Here is a 16,059-nt window from a genome sequence, read left to right on the forward strand (position 1 = left end):
GGTAGTACGCGCTCCCGGGCCCTCGTGCCGGGGGACGGTCAGGGAGCGCGGACCACGCCCACGCCCCGGTCGGCGGTCTCCACGCCCGGGGCGATGGAGCCGGTGTCGGCGTGGGCGATCAGCCGCGCGGTCACGGTCGCGGCCGTGTGCGGCACGGGTTCGGCCAGGACCCGCTCCCACCACAGCGCCGCCGCGCCCGCCACGTGCGGGCAGGCCATACTGGTGCCGTTCAAGCTGACGAGTCCGCCGCCGTTGCGGGCGGACAGGATTCCCACACCCGGCGCGCTGATCTGCGGGAAGGTGTTGGAGAACGGGGCGATGGCCAGACCCTGGTCACCCTGGGCCAGTGCCCCGACCGACACCACTCCCTCGGCGGCGGCCGGCAGGGAGACCGCGATCTCGTAGTCGGGGTCGAGGCCCCGTCGGCTCTCGTTGCCCGCGGCCGCCACGACGACCGTGTCCTGGCCGAAGGCCGCGCGTGCCCGGAGCAGGTCCATGAGCGCGTCGAACAACCGCAGGTTCGCGCGGTAGGCCTCCAGGGCGGAGGACGTGGCCAGGTCGACGGGCCACCCCTGCGCCACCAGGCGGTCCACCAGGCCGGGGAAGTCGTAGCCCAGCGACATCGACACCACGTGCGCGCCCTCGCCGGCCGCCCACTGGACCCCCTTGAGGAGCATGTCGGAGTCGCCGGAGCCCTGGTCGTCGAGGACCTTGGCGATGAGGCCGCGAGACACGCCCGGCGCGACGCCGATCCTGGTCCCCTCCACGTCCCGGCCGAACACGGTCCCAGCGGTGTGGGTGCCGTGCCCCTGGCGGTCGCCGTCGCCGTCGCCGGTGAAGTCCCGCTGGACGAGCTCCATGTCGGCGAAGGCGGGGTGGTCGGCGTCCACGCCCGTGTCCAGGACGGCCACGCTCACCCCGGCACCGGTGAACCGCGAGTCGAGGGCGCCCACGGCGTCGACGCCCCAGGTGTGGCCGTCCTCGGCGGCGGGTCCGGCCTCGTCCGCGAGCGGGACGGGGGCGATGAGGCGGGTGGGCATGACGGGGGCGACCGCGCGGACCCTGGGGTCGTGCGCGGCCTCCTCCAGGTCGTGCTTGTCCATGTCCACGACCTCGATGTCCGGCTCGGCGGCCAGATCCTCGGCCAGTGAGCGCCGGACGCCGCCGGGCAGCCGGCCGAGGTCGAAGGGACCCGTGGTGCTGGGAGCACCCAGGTCGCGCAGGACGGAGCACTTCTGGCGCATGGCGACTCCTGATCGTCAGACGGGGCGACCCGGCACCGGCGCTGGGCCGCTCCCTTGGACTACACCTGCCCCGCCACCGCGACCAGTATCCTCCGGGCCACAACTCGGTCACCCTGTGTGTCTATGACGCAGCTCACGACCAATTACAGTCGTAGCGAAAGTGAACACCGATTACGGTAGTGGTGACCGGAGCACCCACCCGACCCCCCGGAGCCACCATGGTCGACCCCTCCGCCTTCGGCACCGCCCTGTGGACGGTCGCCATCGCCGCCGCGCTCATCGTCGCCCTCAGCCTCGCGGCGCTCTCCGACATGGCCATGCGCCGCCGTGAGGACCGCGCCGCCCCCGAGCGCGCGTCCGCCGCCTCCCACGCGCGCCACGACCCGAACGGCACGCCTTAGTCCGTGTCCGGCGGAGGCCGCCCGTCACGTGCGGCTTCCGCGGTGGTGCCCGCGCGCGGCCGGAGAAGGAGTCCCCCTCCCGTCCGGGCTTCGCCGTGATCGCGCAGCGGGTCCCGGCCGGCGCGGCGACCGATGGGGACGAGGCGGGAGTGCCGCCGGTGCGACGCGCAGCGGGACAGGTACCCGTCGGCCGCTCAGTGGCCCGCCACCAGGCGGGCGAACAGCTCGGGGTCGAGGTTGCCGCCCGAGAGCACCGCGACCGTGGCCTCCGCCCGCCCGGGGACGGTCGGCACCCGGCCCGAGAGCAGGGCCGCGGCGGCCAGTGCCCCGCTGGGCTCGGCCACCAGGCGCGCGCCGTGGGCCAGCGCGGCCACCGCGCGGGCGATCTCGTCCTCGGTCACCGTCACGATGTCGTCCAGGCGGGCCGACAGGTGGGCGAACGTGCGGGGCGACAGGCACACCCGCACCCCGTCGGCCATCGTGCGGTAGGTCCGTTCCGGCGGCCAGGCCACCAGGAGCCCGGCCCTCAGGCTCTCGGCCGCGTCGGCGGCCAGCTCGGGCTCGACGCCCACCACCCGGACGCTTCCGGGGTGGACGGCCGAGACCGCCGTGGCCACCCCGGACGCCAGTCCTCCCCCGCCGACGGGCACGACGATCGTGGTGACCTCGGGCGACTGCTCCAGGATCTCCAGTCCCACCGTGCCCTGCCCGGCGATCACGCGGTCGTCGTCGAAGGGCGGCACCAGCGCCATCCCCTCGTCGCGTTCCAGACCCCGCGCCACCTCCTCGCGTTCGGCCGCGGACGCCATGACCACGCGGGCGCCCCAGGCCCGCATCCGGTCCACCTTCACCTTGGGCGCGCCCTCGGGGACGACGACGGTGCACGGCACCCCCCGGGCGCGTGCGGCGTAGGCCAGGGCCTGGCCGTGGTTGCCGGAGGAGTGGGTGACCACGCCCCCGCGCCGCTGGTCGGCATCGATCAGCGCCACCGCGTTGGCGGCGCCGCGCAGCTTGAACGCGCCCGTGGGCTGCAGGCTCTCGGGCTTGAGCAGGAAGGGCGGGCCGCCGACCGGCCCCGCGGTCAGGGGGGTGCGCACGACCGTCCCCTCGATCCGGGCGGCGGCGGAGCGGACGTCGTCGACAGTGACCAGTTCCATGGCGCGAGTATGCCCCCGCCCCGGTGCGGCACACGGGACAATGGAACCGATGCGTACCGAACGAACTCCCGAGGACCTGCCCGGCCGCGCCTTCTACCAGCTGCTCACGGCCGTGGTGGTACCGCGCCCGATCGCGTGGGTCTCCACCACGTCCGCCGCGGGCGTGGACAACCTCGCCCCGCACTCCTTCTTCACGATCGCCTGCACCGAACCGCCGATCGTGCAGTTCACCTCGGTGGGGCGCAAGGACTCCCTGCGCAACGCCGAGGAGACAGGGGAGTTCGTGGTGAACCTGGCGCCCGAACCGCTCCAGGAGGCGGTCAACGCGACCGGCACGCCCTTTCCGCCGCAGGTCAGCGAATTCGACCGGGCGGGGATCGAACGCGAGCCGAGCGCGGCCGTCAAGCCGCCGCGCGTGGCCGCCTCCCCGGTGGCGCTGGAGTGCACCCTGCACTCCACGCTGTGCCTGGGCGACTCCACGGTCGTGTTCGGCCGCGTGGTGCACGTGGCCCTGGACGAGGACGTGCTGGTGGACGGCCATCCGGAGGTGACCCGGCTGCGGCCGCTGGCGCGCCTGGGCCGCAACGAATGGTCGACACTGGGCGAGGTCCGGGCCCTCGACCGCGTTCCCTACACCCCGTAGCCGGACGGGCCGGGTACCGGCTCCGTGTCGCCCCCGTGGCGGCCTCGGAGCCGGCCCGGCGTCCGCATCGTGTCACTCCCATCCGCGGCGCGCGGGCCGGGTCCGGGACCGCGTGGAGTGTCCGCGCGAGCGGTAGACCACGTAGGGCCGGAACAGGTAGCCCACGGGCGCGGTGAAGGCATGCACCAGGCGCGTGAACGGGAAGAGGGTGAACAGGGTCAGCCCGAAGAGCACGTGGATCTTGAACGCCGGAGTCGCGGCGCTCATCGCCGTCACGTCGGGGTCGAGCGTGAACAGGCTCCGGAACCACAACGAGACGGTCTCCCGGTAGTCGTGGCCGTGCCCCCCGGTCAGGTCGGCCCCGGCCGAGAGCACCGTCGTGGCCATCCCGGTGACGATCGCCAGCACCAGGACCAGGTACATCGCCTTGTCGTTGACGGTGGTGGCGCTGAACACCGGCCCGTTGACGCGCCGGCGGTAGATCAGCAGCGCGATGCCCGCCAGCGTGGCCGCGCCCGCGATCATGCCCAGGACGAGCGCGTTGACGTGGTAGAAGCCCTGCGAGACGCCGACCGCCTCGGTCCAGCTCTTGGGGATCACGAGCCCGATCACGTGCCCGATGATCACCACGAGCAGCCCGAAGTGGAACAGCGGGCTCGCCAGGCGCAGCAGCCGCGACTCGTGCAGTTGTGAGGAGCGCGTGGTCCAGCCGAACCGGTCGTAGCGGTACCGCCAGACGGTGCCGCCGACCAGGACGAGCACGACGAGGTAGGGCAGGACCGCCCACAGGAGGTGTTCGAGGGAGGTCATCGCCGCCCTCCCGGCATGCCGAGGTCGACCGGGCTGCCGTAGGCGTCCAGCCCCACGTCCTCGGCCGGCGGTCCGGCCATCGCCAGCCGCTCGACCGCGGCCCGCTCCTCCTCGCCCGGCGGCGGCAGGGTCGCGCACACCGCGTCGGGTACGGCCGCGTACGGGGTGCCGTGCGCGTGCAGGGCCGCGCGCAGCAGCTCCAGTCCCGGCTGGAAGTGGCGGAGCAGCGCCGACCCGGTCGCGGCGTCGCCGCGGGCGGCGAACTCCAGCACCACCGCCAGGTGGTCGGGCAGCTCGCGGGCGTCCAGTTCCCAGCCGTGGGACCCGTAGACCTCCTTGAGCCGGGCCAGCGCGTGGCCCCGCCGACGGGTGTCGCCGTCGGTGTAGAAGGTCAGGTGCAGGGCGCGGCGGCGGCGCATGTCGAAGGTGTGCACGTAGTGCGCGCCCGCCTCCAGGGGGACGGTCCCCTCCAGGTGCCGAATGAGGTCGAGCAGGCCCCGGGCGGGGTCTCCGCCGGGCAGGTCCTCCAGTGCCGCGCGTACCAGGGGCAGGACCTCGTACAGCCCTTCGTCGGGGTAGCCGAGCAGGAGGGAGGCGGACTGGCGCAGCACGGCGTCGGTACGGGAGCCGACGGCGGTGGCGGTCATCGGGGGTGTCCTTTCGGGCCGGAGTCGGACGGCGGGAAGAGCCCGTCGGGCCTTCCCCTGCCGTCCCAGTTCAGGAGGTTGACGCGGCCGGCGAGGCCGGGGCCGGTCCGCTCGTCGCCCGCGGACTGCCGCTCCCGCAGGGCGTGGAAGGTCTCCACGGAGGCGGTTCCCTCGCGTCCGGAGGACTCCCCGAAGGGGCCCGAGGCGCCCATGCCCGGGCCGCCCTCGAAGTCGAGGCTGCAGCCGATCTCCTCGATGACGCCGCGATCGGCCTCGTCCACGCCGTAGGCGGTGGGGATGACGTAGCGGTCGTCGTACTTGGCGATGGCCAGGAGCCGGTACATGTCCTCGATCTGGTCGCCGGTCATGCCGACCCCGGCGGCGATGGACTCGTCGCGCTCCTGGCCGAGGTTGATCCGGCGCATGTGGGAGCGCATGGCGGCCAGGCGCCGCAGGACGTCGGTCACCGGTGCGGTGTCGCCCGCGGTGAACAGTTCGGCCAGGTACTCGACGGGAATGCGCAGGGTGTCGATCGCGGCGAAGAGGTTGTCGGCGTCCTCTCCGTCGTGCCCGGTCTCGGAGAGGGCGTCCACCACCGGGGAGAGCGGCGGAATGTACCAGACCATGGGCATCGTACGGAACTCCGGGTGCAGCGGCAGGGCCACCCGGTGCCCCTTGGCCAGGGTGTAGACCGGGGAGCGCCGCGCGGACTCGATCCAGGAGTCGGGGATGCCCGCGCTCCTGGCCGCATCGCGCACCTCGGGGTCCTCGGGATCGAGCATGAGGTCGAGCTGGGCGGGGTAGAGGTCCTTCTCGTCCTCGACGGCGGCGGCCTCGCCGACCCGGTCGGCGTCGTAGAGGACGACGCCGAGGTAGCGCAGCCGGCCCACGCACGTCTCGGCGCACACCGTGGGCATCCCGACCTCGACGCGCGGGTAGCACATCGTGCACTTCTCGGCCTTGCCGGTCTTGTGGTTGAAGTAGACCTTCTTGTACGGGCAGGCCGTCACGCACATGCGCCAGCCGCGGCAGCGGTCCTGGTCGACCAGGACGATCCCGTCCTCGGTGCGCTTGTACATGGCTCCGCTCGGGCACGCCGACACGCACGTGGGGTTGAGGCAGTGCTCGCAGATGCGCGGCAGGTAGAACATGAACGTCTGGTCGAAGGAGAACGTGATCTGGTCGCCGAGCCTGCGCACGATCGGGTCCTCGGACCCGGTCTCCTCGCCGCCGCCCAGGTTGTCGTCCCAGTTCGCGCTCCAGGCGATGTTCATCGGCTCGCCGCTGATGAGCGACCGGGGCCGGGCCACCGGCATGTCGTCGCTCAGGGGCGCCTTGATCAGGTTCTCGTAGTCGTAGGTCCAGGGCTCGTAGTAGTCCTGGAGGGAGGGCATGACGGGGTTGGCGAAGATCGTGGCGAGCCTGCTCAGCCGCCCGCCCGACCTCGGGACGAGGCGTCCGCGGGCGGTCCGGCGCCAGCCGCCCTTCCACTTGTCCTGGTCCTGGTAGGTGCGCGGGTAGCCCTGGCCGGGCCGGGTCTCAACGTTGTTGAACCAGGCGTACTCCACGCCGCTGCGGTTGGTCCACGCCTGTTTGCAGGTGACCGAGCAGGTGTGGCAGCCGATGCACTTGTCCAGGTTCATGACCATGGCCACCTGCGCCATGACCCGGCCGATGCGGCGCCGTCCGCCCTGCTTGCGCTGGGTCCGTGCCATCAGTACGCCACCTCCGTCGTCCGCTTGCGCACGATCGTGACCTCGTCGCGCTGGTTGCCGGTCGGCCCCAGGTAGTTGAAGGCGTAGCTGAACTGCGCGTACCCGCCGATCAGGTGCGTGGGTTTGACGAGCACCCGGGTCAGCGAGTTGTGGATGCCTCCGCGCCGGCCGGTGGTCTCGGTCTTGGGCACGTCCACCATCCGGTCCTGGGCGTGGTACATGTACACGGTCCCCGTGGGCATCCGGTGGGAGACGACCAGGCGCGCGGCCACGACGCCGTTGCGGTTGACGGCCTCCACCCAGTCGTTGTCCACCGCACCGATCGCCTCGGCGTCGGCGGGGCTCATCCAGATGTTGGGGCCGCCCCTGGAGAGCGTGAGCATGAGCAGATTGTCCTGGTACTCGGAGTGGATCGACCACTTGGAGTGCGGCGTCAGGTAGCGCACCACCACCTCGCGGCGCCCCGTGGGACCGAAGGCGGGTTCCCCGAAGAGCCGGTGGATGTTCAGCGGCGGACGGTACACCGGCAGGGCTTCGCCGAACTCGTGCATCCAGTCGTGGTCGACATAGAAGTGCTGGCGGCCGGTGAGCGTGTGCCAGGGCTTGTCGTGCTCCACGTTGATCGTGAAGGGAGAGTAGCGGCGTTCGGGGCCCTCCTTGCCGGACCACTCCGGGCTGGCTCCGACCGGGGTGGGGCCGCGCTGGGTGTCGGAGAACACCACACGGCGCTCGTGGGCGCCGTGGATCAGCTCGTCCATGTCGGTGCCGGTCCGGGCCGCCAGGCGCTCGAAGCCCTGGGCGGCCAGCCGGCCGTTGCTGGTCCCCGACAGCGCCAGGATCGTCTCGCACACCTTGACGTCGGTCTCCAGCGACGGCCGCCCGTCGGCGACTCCGCCGCGCACGGTCCCGTTGGCCCGGCGCAGCCACGCCACCTCCTCGTCCGGGGTGAAGGAGACGCCCTTGACGGGCAGGCCCTTGGTCTCCACGAGCGGGCCCAGGGCGGACATCTTGTCGGCGACGGCCGTGTAGTCGCGCTCCACCGTGACCAGGCCGGGCATGGTGGCGCCCGGTACCGGGCGCTCGCCCGCGTTCTTCCAGTCCGGGACGGTTCCGCCGGGTTGGGCCAGCTCGCCCGGGGTGTCGTGCTGGTGCGGGACGGCGACCAGGTCGGTGACGGTGCCCAGGTGCTCCTCGGCCAGGGTGCTGAAGGACCGGGCGAGCCCGTGGAAGGCGTCGAAGTCGGTGCGCGCCTGCCAGGGCGGGTCGATGGCGGGGTTGAAGGCGTGCACGAAGGGGTGCATGTCCGTGGTGGACAGGTCGTGCTTCTCGTACCAGGTCGCGGCCGGGAGCACGATGTCGGAGAGCATCGTGGTGCTCGTCATGCGGAAGTCGAGTGAGAGCAGCAGGTCGAGCTTGCCCTCGGGGGCCTCCTCGCGCCACTCGACCTCGGTGGGCCGGTGTTCGGGTCCCGCCTCCTCGCTGCGCAAGTTGGAGCTGGTGCCCAGCAGGTGGCGCAGGAAGTACTCGTTGCCCTTGGCCGAGGAGCCGAGCAGGTTGGCCCGCCACACCGTGAGCGTGCGCGGCCAGTTCCTCGGGTCGTCGGGGTCCTCGGCGGCGAAGCGGAGCGTGCCGTCGGCGAGGCGGCCGGTGACGTAGTCGGCGGGCTCCGTGCCCTCCTCGCGGGCCGAGCGCACCAGGTCCAGGGGGTTGCGGTCGAAGGTGGGGTAGGAGGGCATCCAGCCCATCCGGGCCGAGGCCGCCACGAGGTCCGCGGTGTGCTTGCCGCGGGTCCGGCCGGGACCCAGCGGCGTGCTGAGGGCGTCGGCGCTGTAGGTGTCGTAGCGCCACTGGTCGGTGTGCAGGTACCAGTAGGGGGTCGCGGCCATGAAGCGCGCGGGCCGGGTCCAGTCCATGGCCGAGGCGTAGGTGGCCCAGCCGGTCTGGGTCCGGCACTTCTCCTGGCCGACGTAGTGCGCCCAGCCGCCGCCGTTGACGCCCTGGCAGCCGGTGAGCAGCAGGAGGGTGAGGAAGGACCGGTACATGGTGTCGCCGTGGAACCACTGGTTGGTTCCGGCTCCCAGGATGATCATGGCGCGCCCGCCGCTGGCCTCGGCGGTCGACGCGAACTCGCGGGCGATGCGCACGACCCGGTCGGCGGGCACGGAGGTGATCGGCTCCTGCCAGGCGGGGGTGTAGGGCTCGCTCGCGTCGTCGTAGCCGGTCGGCCAGTCGCCGGGTAGGCCGGGACGCGCGACCCCGTACTGGGCGAGGAGGAGGTCGAAGACGGTGGTCACCAGACGGTCGCCGATCCTGCGCACGGGGACGCCTCGGACCAGGTCGCCGGCCTGGCCGCCGTCGGTGTCGAAGCGCGGCAGGGCGACCTCGACGGCCTCGCCGGTGCCGCCGTCGCCGTGCGCGCCGAGTCGGGGCCGGACGCCGCCGAGGTCCAGGTTCCACCGGCCCTCGCCCGCCTCGCCCCAGCGGTCGGCGAGGGTGCCGCGCGGCGCGACGACCTCGCCGGTCTCGTCGTCCACCAGCAGCGGCCGCCACCGGTCGTGGCCCTCGCTCCCCTCGGAAGGTGCCTCGCGCAGGTCCGCCGCCATGAGGAACTTGCCCGGCACGTGGCGGCCGTCGCGCTCCTCCAGGGCGATGAGGAAGGGCAGGTCGGTGAACTTGCGCACGTACTCCTCGAAGGCGGGTGTGCGCCGTTCGACGAAGTGCTCGCGCAGGATGACGTGTCCCATGGCCATCGCCAGCGCGCCGTCGGTACCGGGGTGCGGTGCCAGCCACTCGTCGGCGAACTTGGCGGCGTCGTTGTAGTCGGGGGCGACCACGACGACCTTCTGGCCCCGGTAGCGCGCCTCCGCCATCCAGTGCGCGTCGGGGGTACGGGTGACCGGGACGTTGGACCCCCACAGCATGAGGTAGGCCGCGTCCCACCAGTCCCCGGACTCGGGGACGTCGGTCTGGTCCCCGAACACGTGGGGGGAGGCCACCGGGAGGTCGGCGTACCAGTCGTAGAACGACAGCATCGAGCCGCCCAGCAGGTTCACGAACCGGGCGCCCACGCCGTGGGAGACCTGGGACATCGCCGGGATCGGGGAGAAGCCCGCGACGCGGTCCGGCCCGTACTCCTTGATCGTGTGCACGTGCGCGGCCGCGGCGATCTCCAGTGCCTCCTGCCAGGTGACGCGCACGAGCCCGCCCTTGCCGCGCGCCCGCTGGTAGCGGCGCCGCCTGTCGGGGTCGGTGGTGATCTCCGCCCACGCCGCCACGGGGTCGCCCAGCCGGCCCCGCGCCTCGCGGTACATCTCCACCAGCACGCCGCGGGCGTAGGGGTAGCGCACCCGGGTCGGCGAGTAGGTGTACCAGGAGAACGCCGCGCCGCGCGGACAGCCGCGCGGCTCGTACTCCGGCCGGTCCGGGCCCACGGACGGGTAGTCGGTCGCCTGGGTCTCCCAGGTGATGATCCCGTCCTTGACATAGACGTTCCAGGAACAGGATCCCGTGCAGTTCACGCCGTGGGTGGAACGCACCACCTTGTCGTGGCTCCACCGGTCCCGGTAGAACACGTCGCCCTCACGGCCGCCTTGCTTGAACTCCGCGCGCAGGTCGTCCGTGGTGGCGGACCTGCGCAGGTAGGTTCCCGCCCGCAGGAGCAGGTCCTGGGGACCGCTCCCGGGTTCGTCGCCGTCGCGCATCCGGCTGCCTCGCGATCTCGTCGTCGTTCGCGTACTCGCTTGTCCGTTTCATCCTTGTACGGCAGAGCCCAGGAAAAATGTCGGCAAAAGTCCCCTCATGAGGTCCCAAAGTCCCGTCCGGACGGGGACCCGCGACACTCTCCCGACCGGCGGACGCGTCGCTAGCGTCGTCCGCGACAGTGGCCGCGACGGAGGAGTACGGACCTGATGAGCACCACAGGGGAGAGAGCTCCCGCACCGGTGAGAGGGGCGGCGACCAACCTCGCCCTCGCCACCCTCGCCTTCACGATGACCTTCTGGGCGTGGAACCTCGTCGGACCGCTGTCGAAGACCTACAGCGAGGCCCTGGACCTGACCCCCACCCAGACGTCCCTCCTCGTGGCCTTTCCGGTCCTGGTCGGGGCGCTCGGCCGCATTCCCGTGGGGGCGCTGACCGACCGCTACGGCGGCAGGCGCATGTTCACCGCGGTCTGCGCGGTCAGCATCGTCCCCGTGCTGCTGGTCGGTCTCTCCGGCGGCTCGTTCGCCCTCATGCTGGTCTCGGGCTTCCTGCTGGGCGTGGCCGGCACGTCCTTCGCCGTGGGCATCCCCTTCGTCAGCGCGTGGTTCCCCCCGCACCGCCGCGGCTTCGCCACCGGCGTGTTCGGCGCGGGCATGGGCGGCACCGCTCTGTCGGCGTTCGCCACCCCCTGGCTCGCCGAGCGGCTCGGCCTGCTGGGCACGCACCTGGTGATCGCGCTCGCCCTTGCGGCGACGGGTACGGCCATGGCCCTGTTCAGCCGCGACGCGCCCGGATGGGAACCGCGCACCGAGGCCCTGCTCCCCCGGCTGGGCCAGGCCGCCCGGCTCAAGCGCACCTGGCAGCTCTCGGCCCTGTACGCGCTCGCCTTCGGCGGCTTCGTCGCCTTCTCCACCTACCTGCCCACGATCCTGACCACCGCCTACGGCTTCGTCCAGACCGAGGCGGGCATGCGGACCGCCGGATTCGCCCTGGCCGCGGTGATCGCCCGCCCGGTGGGCGGCACACTCTCGGACCGGGTGGGCCCCGTGCGCGTGTGCGTGGCCTCCTTCGGCGCGGTGAGCGCCCTGTCCGTCTTCCTGGCCTTCGAGCCGCCCGCCGAACTCGCGGCCGGCACCGCCTTCGTCCTCACCGCGTTCATGCTCGGCCTCGGGACGGGCGGTGTGTTCGCCCTGCTGGCCAAGGTCGTCGAACCGGCGCGCGTGGGCGCGGTGACCGGCCTGGTCGGTGCCGCGGGTGGACTGGGCGGCTACTTCCCACCGCTGGTGATGGGTGTGGTCTACCAGGCCACGGGCGCCTACCTGATCGGATTCGTGCTCCTGGCGGCCGTGGCCCTGGCCGCGGCGGTCTACACCGCGCTCGCCCTGGGCCGGGCGGCGGGCCCCGCCCGCCGCCCCCGCCCGGGGACGGCGGTCGACGCGGGCTGAGCCTGCGCCCGGCCGGCTCCGGGGACCGGAGCCGCCCCGCGCCCGGGCACGCGTCCCGGGCGCGGGTCCCGGGCGCGGGTCCCGCCTCCGGCCGGATCGTCGCGGGTCAGTCCTGCCGGCAGGTCACCGCGGGCAGGGTGTTCACCCCGTCGTGGGAGGCCACGAACCCGAAGGTGGTGGACTCCCCCGCGGCCAGCGCCGCATTGTGGGCCACGCTGGTCGCCTCGTGGTGCGCCCCGTGGGCGACGACCTCGGCGTTCCAGGAGCTCTGGATCTCCTGGCCGTTGGCGAACACCCAGTCGACCATCCACCCGGCGAGGTCCTGCTCACCGGCGGTCACCTCGACCTCGCCCTGGAAGCCGTTCGACCACTCGCCGACCACCGTGTACTCCGCCCGGCAGTACTCCTCGGGCGGAGTGGTGGGGTCGGGGCTCGGCGTCGGGTCCGGGCTGGGCGTGGGGTCGGGGCTCGGGGACGGGTCGGGACCGCCCGGGTCCTCTCCGAAGACCACGTCCGAGCAGTTGTAGAACGCCTCGGGGCTGTCCGAGCGCTCCCAGACGACGTACACCACGTGCCGCCCCTCGCGGTCGGGCAGGTCGACGTCCCAGTAGTACTCCGCGCCCGCGTCGCCCTCGCTGCGCAGCGGCGGGTTCGTGGTCTCGTCGATGAGCTCCAGGTCGTCCCAGGCCAGGGGCGTGTTCGGATCCCATCCGTCCTCGGTGACGTAGGTGAAGAAGGTCCCCGGGTGCGGCGCCCAGGCGTTGTGGCGGAACTCCACGGACGTGTTGGGCTCCAGCGGCGTGCTCGGCCAGTCCGTTCTCGGCTCGTTGAAGGCCGCGAAGCTCTCGGTGGGACCGCACAGCTCGCCGTCGGCCACCCGTTCGCGGTGGGCGTCGCCGACGTCGCCGATGAGGTTGCCGAACCAGTTCCAGAACGCGTAGTCGCCGCCCTCGGCCAGGGCGTCGGCGCAGGCGTCGTTGGTGGGCTGGAGGGCACCGCCGCTGGTGCCCCCGGTGGCGTCCTGGAAGCAGGCGTAGGTGCGGCTGGCCGGGTAGGTGTAGGCCCCGTGGGCCTCGGCGGGCTCTGGGGTGAGGGCGACGGCGTAGCCGGCCGCCAGGCCGCCCAGGGCCACGGTCGTGATCAGTGCGTGGCGTGTCCTCGTTCTCATCGTTGTTCACTGCTCCATTCGGTGGGGGGTGGGTGGTCGCACGGGGCCGCGTGGCCCCGTGCGACCGGTGTGTCAGGCGGTGCAGTCGAGTTCGGGGACGCCGACGGTCCCCTCATGGGAGCCGGTGAAGCCGAAGCTGGTCGACTGTCCGGCCGCGAGCGCGCCGTTGTAGGCGGCGTTGTCCGCGCTCACCTGGTCGCCGTCCCCGGTGACCGTGGCGTTCCAGGCCTGGGTGACGCGCTCGCCGTCGGCGAAGGTCCAGGTGACCGTCCAGGCGGTGATCGGCGCGGTGGCGGTGACGGCCACCTGCGCCTGGAAGCCGCCGGACCACTCGTGCTGGACCGTGTACTCGGCCTCGCAGTCGCCGTCCCCGGGCGGGTCGGTCGGGTCCGGGCTCGGCGTCGGGTCCGGGCTCGGCGACGGGTCGGGGTCGGTCCCTCCGTAGACCGGGGCCTCGACGGCCGTCTCGGCGATCCCGTTCGGGCCGTGGAAGATCCGCTCGCCCCAGGGGGTGAGCCGGTTCACGTCGAAGTCCTCCACCATGTCCAGGTACTCGACGCCGCCGCTGTTGCCGCTCCAGGACCAGCCGATGTAGCCCAGGCCCAGGCGCTCGGCGTGCGCCATGATGGCGTCCTCGTCGGGGTTGCCGTCACTGTGGTCGATACCGAACTCGCCGACCATCAGGGGCAGGCCCGCGTCCGTGAAGGCCTCCATGTAGTCGACGACCGTCGACTCCTGCTCGTAGACGCCGTACATGTGGATCGAGAACAGCGTGTTGGCGTCGGGGTCGGAGTCGAAGACCTGCTGGGCGTCGGCGCGCATGGTGTGCGACCAGTCCTGGCCCCAGTTGGGCGCGTCCACGACCAGGGTGTGGTCGAAGCCCTCGTCGCGCAGGCGCTGGATCGCCGCGGTGGTGTCGGCCGCCCAGTCCTGGACGGTCGCCGCGTCGTTGCCGTAGGGCTCGTTGCCGATGTTGACCAGGACGTGGTCCTCCTCGCCCTCGACGGCGTCGCGCACCCGCAGCCAGTAGTCGACCGCCTGGTCGAGCGTGGCGGCCTCGGCCTCCTCGCCGTACCCGGTGGTGTCGTGCACCTCCAGGACGCAGATCAGCCGGTTGGCCTTGCAGTCGTCCACCACCGCGGACACGTCGCCGACACCGTTCTCGTTCCATCGGTCGCCGCTGCTGAGGACGACCCGCACGGCGTTGGCCCCCAGGGACTTGATGTCGCCCAGAGACTGGGTCTCCTGCGGGTACCAGGTGTGGGCGTGGCTGACACCGCGCATGACGAAGTCGTTGCCGGCCGCGTCGACCAGCCGGCCCTCGCTGATCCGGAAGCCGGTGTCGGCCTGGGCCGGCAGCGCGTACGCCAGTACGCCGGCCATGAGGGCCAGGACGGCCCCGAGGGCGACCAGCAGGCGCCGGGGTACGGATGATCTCATCGGGTGATTCCTCCATCTGTCGGAGACAACGTTGTCGAAGGTGGTCTGGGGGACGCCGGGGACAGTGGCGGGAATCTGTCCCCGGCGCCGGTCGGGGGCGGGCGGGGTTCTGGGGCGGACGGGGCCGGGCGCCGGGGGGTGGGACGCCCGGCCCCTGGACGGTGCGCGGGGCGCGTCCTCACCCGGTCCGGCAGGCCTGGCCCCGCAGTGCGAACGCCTCGGGAGTGCCGGCCTCGCCCCCGTGCGTGATCTGCATGCCGAAGGAGACCGACGCGCCCGGCGCGATGGTGCCGTTCCAGGCCGCGGGCGTCGCGGTGGCCTCGCTCCCGCTCTGGACGACCTGGGCGTTCCAGGCACCGGTGATCCGCTCACCGGGGGGCTGGGTCCACGTCAGCGACCACTCCGAGACGGCTGAGGCCCCGTCGTTGCGCACGGTGACGTCCACGACCGCGCCCTGGCCCCAGTGGGAGGTCACGTCGTAGGAGACCAGGCAGTCCTGTTCCCCCGGCTCCCCTGTCCCGGGGCCGCTGTCTCCTCCCAGGGCCTCGCTCACCGCCCAGTAGGCGGGTTTGGGAGCGTAGGACTCGTCGATCGGGAGTGCGGCGCCCTGTCCCTCGAAGACGTCGGGCACCCAGGAGTGGGCGTCGGTGACGCCCCACACGGAGACGCCGGAGCAGCCGGGGACCGACAGGCAGGCGTCCATGACACGTGCGTAGTCGGCGGCCTGGCGGTCGAGCTTGTCCTGGGTGACGGGCAGGTCCATCCTGATGTCCAGCTCGGTGATGACCACCTCCAGCCCCAGGTCCGTGAAGCGCTCGATGTTCTGGCGCACGTCGCCGGGGACCTGGCCGACGACCAGGTGGCCCTGGATGCCGATCCCGTCCAGCGGCACGCCCTGGTCGAGGAGGGACTCGGCCAGCGCGTACATCCCGTCGCTCTTGGCGTTGATCCCCTCGATGTTGTAGTCGTTGACGAACAGCCGGGCGTCCGGGTCGACCGCGTCGGCGGTGGTGAGGGCCTGGGCGACGTAGTCCTCGCCCAGCGTCCGGTGGAAGACCGAGTCGCGGAAGGTGCCGTCCTCGTTGAAGGGCTCGTTGACCACGTCCCAGGTGGCGATCTCCCCGGCGTAGCGGCCCATGGTGGTCTCGATGTGGTCGTCGGTGAGGGCGGTGAGCTCCTGGGCGGAGAAGCCGCCGTCCTCCACCCAGGAGGGGAGCTGGCTGTGCCAGACCAGCGTGTGGCCGTGCACCCGCTGGTCGTTGGCCCGCGCGAACTCCATGACCCGGTCGGCGTTGGCGAAGGAGTACTGCCCGCGCTGCGGCTGGACCGACTCCCACTTGAGGGAGTTCTCGTGGGTGATGGTGTTGAACTCGGTGGCGGCGGTGGCGGCGTAGACCTGCTGGTCGAGCAGGTGCGCTGAGACGGCGGTGCCCATCCTCAGGCCGAGTCGGTCGGCCGGCTCGCGCAGCCCGCTCTGCTCCGCCGCCGGTTCGGCGGCGGGCTCGGCCGGCGCCGCGTGGGCGGCCGTGGCCGTCCCCGCCGCGAGCGCGCAGCCGAGTGCGACGGCCGCCAGCGCCCTGGCGCGTGTGCGTGTCCTGCCTGGCATGGGGGATCCTCGGGGTCGTCGTGGTCCGTGGGGGGTGGGGCCGGACGCCGGGTGGGGGTCGGCGTCCGGCCCCGGAGGGGC

Annotated in this window: 12 protein-coding genes; 3 read left to right on the top strand and 9 right to left on the bottom strand. The window is 72.6% G+C overall.

Going from position 1 to position 16,059, the window contains the following annotated elements:
* Positions 1-38: 38 nt before the first annotated feature.
* Complete coding sequence (locus M1P99_RS26105) at positions 39-1,244, bottom strand: S8 family serine peptidase (protein WP_304455234.1); 1,206 nt, start codon at positions 1,242-1,244, stop codon at positions 39-41.
* Positions 1,245-1,462: 218 nt separating this feature from the next.
* Here M1P99_RS26105 and M1P99_RS26110 point away from each other — a divergent pair, with 218 nt between their 5' ends.
* A complete protein-coding gene (locus tag M1P99_RS26110; RefSeq protein WP_304455235.1) occupies positions 1,463-1,645 on the top strand; it encodes a hypothetical protein in 183 nt (60 codons plus the stop codon).
* A 194-nt stretch (positions 1,646-1,839) separates the two neighbouring features.
* Here M1P99_RS26110 and M1P99_RS26115 read toward each other — a convergent pair whose 3' ends face one another.
* On the bottom strand, positions 1,840-2,802 hold the full coding sequence (locus M1P99_RS26115; RefSeq protein ID WP_304455236.1) for a threonine/serine dehydratase: 963 nt from the start codon (positions 2,800-2,802) through the stop codon (positions 1,840-1,842).
* Between the two features lie 49 nt (positions 2,803-2,851).
* Between M1P99_RS26115 and M1P99_RS26120 the strand changes: the two genes are divergently transcribed.
* A complete protein-coding gene (locus M1P99_RS26120; protein WP_304455237.1) occupies positions 2,852-3,445 on the top strand; it encodes a flavin reductase family protein in 594 nt (197 codons plus the stop codon).
* 72 nt (positions 3,446-3,517) lie between these two features.
* Here the strand turns inward: M1P99_RS26120 and narI are convergent, their stop codons facing one another.
* The 4 genes from narI to M1P99_RS26140 are packed head-to-tail and all read right to left on the bottom strand — an operon-like array spanning position 3,518 to position 10,318.
* On the bottom strand, positions 3,518-4,255 hold the full coding sequence (gene narI / locus M1P99_RS26125) for a respiratory nitrate reductase subunit gamma (protein WP_304455238.1): 738 nt from the start codon (positions 4,253-4,255) through the stop codon (positions 3,518-3,520).
* Positions 4,252-4,902, bottom strand: a complete 651-nt coding sequence (narJ, locus tag M1P99_RS26130) for a nitrate reductase molybdenum cofactor assembly chaperone (RefSeq protein ID WP_304455239.1) — start codon at positions 4,900-4,902, stop codon at positions 4,252-4,254. Before narJ ends, narI begins: the two co-directional genes overlap by 4 nt.
* A complete protein-coding gene (narH, locus tag M1P99_RS26135; protein ID WP_304455240.1) occupies positions 4,899-6,617 on the bottom strand; it encodes a nitrate reductase subunit beta in 1,719 nt (572 codons plus the stop codon). Before narH ends, narJ begins: the two co-directional genes overlap by 4 nt.
* Positions 6,617-10,318, bottom strand: coding sequence for a nitrate reductase subunit alpha (locus M1P99_RS26140; protein ID WP_304455241.1), 3,702 nt, complete (start codon positions 10,316-10,318; stop codon positions 6,617-6,619). Before M1P99_RS26140 ends, narH begins: the two co-directional genes overlap by 1 nt.
* Before the next feature lie 207 nt (positions 10,319-10,525).
* On the opposite strand from M1P99_RS26140, the gene M1P99_RS26145 reads away from it, so the two are divergent.
* On the top strand, positions 10,526-11,764 hold the full coding sequence (locus M1P99_RS26145) for a nitrate/nitrite transporter (RefSeq protein ID WP_304455242.1): 1,239 nt from the start codon (positions 10,526-10,528) through the stop codon (positions 11,762-11,764).
* 106 nt (positions 11,765-11,870) lie between these two features.
* Here M1P99_RS26145 and M1P99_RS26150 read toward each other — a convergent pair whose 3' ends face one another.
* The 3 genes from M1P99_RS26150 to M1P99_RS26160 all read right to left on the bottom strand — a co-directional run bounded on the left by M1P99_RS26150 (position 11,871) and on the right by M1P99_RS26160 (position 15,978).
* The gene (locus M1P99_RS26150) at positions 11,871-12,932 is read right to left on the bottom strand and encodes a lytic polysaccharide monooxygenase (protein WP_304455243.1); all 1,062 of its coding nucleotides are present in this window, start codon (positions 12,930-12,932) and stop codon (positions 11,871-11,873) included.
* A 72-nt stretch (positions 12,933-13,004) separates the two neighbouring features.
* Complete coding sequence (locus M1P99_RS26155; protein ID WP_304455244.1) at positions 13,005-14,372, bottom strand: cellulase family glycosylhydrolase; 1,368 nt, start codon at positions 14,370-14,372, stop codon at positions 13,005-13,007.
* Positions 14,373-14,550: 178 nt separating this feature from the next.
* Positions 14,551-15,978: an endo-1,4-beta-xylanase gene (locus M1P99_RS26160; protein ID WP_304455245.1), complete on the bottom strand. Its 1,428-nt coding sequence runs from the start codon at positions 15,976-15,978 to the stop codon at positions 14,551-14,553.
* Positions 15,979-16,059 lie beyond the last annotated feature (81 nt).

The sequence above is a fragment of the Nocardiopsis sp. YSL2 genome, from assembly GCF_030555055.1.
Lineage (GTDB): Bacteria > Actinomycetota > Actinomycetes > Streptosporangiales > Streptosporangiaceae > Nocardiopsis.

What these genes read in the sequence shown, in the direction of transcription:
- M1P99_RS26105 (WP_304455234.1), bottom strand. Translation starts at nt 1,244, where the DNA reads ATGCGCCAGAAGTGCTCCGTCCTGCGCGACCTGGGTGCTCCCAGCACC.
- M1P99_RS26110 (WP_304455235.1), top strand. Translation starts at nt 1,463, where the DNA reads ATGGTCGACCCCTCCGCCTTCGGCACCGCCCTGTGGACGGTCGCCATC.
- M1P99_RS26115 (WP_304455236.1), bottom strand. Translation starts at nt 2,802, where the DNA reads ATGGAACTGGTCACTGTCGACGACGTCCGCTCCGCCGCCGCCCGGATC.
- M1P99_RS26120 (WP_304455237.1), top strand. Translation starts at nt 2,852, where the DNA reads ATGCGTACCGAACGAACTCCCGAGGACCTGCCCGGCCGCGCCTTCTAC.
- narI (WP_304455238.1), bottom strand. Translation starts at nt 4,255, where the DNA reads ATGACCTCCCTCGAACACCTCCTGTGGGCGGTCCTGCCCTACCTCGTC.
- narJ (WP_304455239.1), bottom strand. Translation starts at nt 4,902, where the DNA reads ATGACCGCCACCGCCGTCGGCTCCCGTACCGACGCCGTGCTGCGCCAG.
- narH (WP_304455240.1), bottom strand. Translation starts at nt 6,617, where the DNA reads ATGGCACGGACCCAGCGCAAGCAGGGCGGACGGCGCCGCATCGGCCGG.
- M1P99_RS26140 (WP_304455241.1), bottom strand. Translation starts at nt 10,318, where the DNA reads ATGCGCGACGGCGACGAACCCGGGAGCGGTCCCCAGGACCTGCTCCTG.
- M1P99_RS26145 (WP_304455242.1), top strand. Translation starts at nt 10,526, where the DNA reads ATGAGCACCACAGGGGAGAGAGCTCCCGCACCGGTGAGAGGGGCGGCG.
- M1P99_RS26150 (WP_304455243.1), bottom strand. Translation starts at nt 12,932, where the DNA reads ATGAGAACGAGGACACGCCACGCACTGATCACGACCGTGGCCCTGGGC.
- M1P99_RS26155 (WP_304455244.1), bottom strand. Translation starts at nt 14,372, where the DNA reads ATGAGATCATCCGTACCCCGGCGCCTGCTGGTCGCCCTCGGGGCCGTC.
- M1P99_RS26160 (WP_304455245.1), bottom strand. Translation starts at nt 15,978, where the DNA reads ATGCCAGGCAGGACACGCACACGCGCCAGGGCGCTGGCGGCCGTCGCA.